This is a genomic window from Nocardiopsis sp. TNDT3, from assembly GCF_003427465.1.
GTDB lineage: Bacteria > Actinomycetota > Actinomycetes > Streptosporangiales > Streptosporangiaceae > Nocardiopsis > Nocardiopsis dassonvillei.
Genome location: NZ_QPFC01000169.1, coordinates 1 through 1197 on the forward strand (window position 1 = coordinate 1; position 1197 = coordinate 1197).

Consider the following 1197-nt stretch of genomic DNA (forward strand, 5'->3'; position numbering starts at 1 on the left):
GGCGGGGGGGGGGCACCCGCGACACACCAAAAAAGTTGCGCACGATCATGTTGCGTGCAACTTAATTCTGTTACGGTGGTGCCCACCGAACGGTTCCGCACGCGCAGGAGGGAACACCGTGGCCGACGAGCAAGGGGAGAACCCCCTCGCCCTGGACAACCAGCTGTGCTTCTCCCTCTACGCGGCCTCCCGGGCCATGACCGGGCTCTACCGGGAACTGCTGGGCGACCTGGAACTGACCTACCCCCAGTACCTGGTCATGCTCGTGCTCTGGGAGCGCGGAACGCTCACCGTCAAGGAGCTCAGCCGGGCCCTGCACCTGGACTCGGGCACGCTCTCGCCGCTGCTGCGCCGCCTGGAGTGCGCCGGGCTCCTGACCCGCGAACGCAGTTCCACCGACGAGCGCGTCGTCGAGGTCTCGGCCACCCCGAAGGGCGACGCGCTGCGCGCACGTGCCGAGGAGGTCCCCGAACGGGTCATGTGCTCGGCCGGGCTGCCCCGGGAGCGGGCCCGGGAGTTGCAGGAGGCGCTCGGCCTGCTCACGCGTTCGGTGGAGACCGCCTCCCGCAGGCACAGCCCGTGCTGAACGGGACCGCGGGCCCCCACCCGTACCACCACACCGATCACGGACCACGAAGGAGAGAGGCAACCATGGCCTACGACGTGATGTACACCGCCAACGCCACCGTCACCGGAGAGGGCCGCAAGGGCACCGGTCGCACCGACGACCGCCGCCTGGAGGTCGACCTGTCCGTGCCCAAGGGCATGGGCGGCGACGACGGCCCCGGCACCAACCCCGAGCAGCTCTTCGCGGTCGGCTACGGCGCCTGCTTCCACGGCGCCCTCAAGGCCGTCGCCCGCAAGGAGAAGGTCGACGTCGACGGCTCCACCATCGACGCCCAGGTCAGCCTGGGCAAGGCCGACGACGGTATGGCCCTGGCCGTGGCGCTGACCGTCACCATCCCGGGCGTGGACCAGGCCAAGGCCGAGGAGCTGGTCGAGGGCGCGCACCAGATGTGCCCCTACTCCCGCGCCACCCGCGGCAACATCGAGGTGACCCTGACGGCCAAGACCGCCTAGCGACACCTGCGCGGAGCCCCCCGAGGACATCCCCGGGGGGCTCCGTCCTGTCCGCCCGCCACCGCTCGCGGGCGCGCCCCGCGTCGAGGCGGCCGCCGCTCCCCACCGGCGCCCGCG

2 protein-coding genes are annotated in these 1197 nt (G+C 71.8%); both read left to right on the forward strand.

Annotated elements, in window-relative coordinates; all coding sequences use genetic code 11:
- The first annotated feature begins 118 nt into the window (after positions 1-118).
- Entirely contained in the window at positions 119-586 is a 468-nt protein-coding gene (locus tag DQW06_RS04705; protein ID WP_013152970.1) for a MarR family winged helix-turn-helix transcriptional regulator, read from the forward strand.
- A 65-nt stretch (positions 587-651) separates the two neighbouring features.
- Entirely contained in the window at positions 652-1080 is a 429-nt protein-coding gene (locus DQW06_RS04710; protein ID WP_013152971.1) for an organic hydroperoxide resistance protein, read from the forward strand.
- Positions 1081-1197 lie beyond the last annotated feature (117 nt).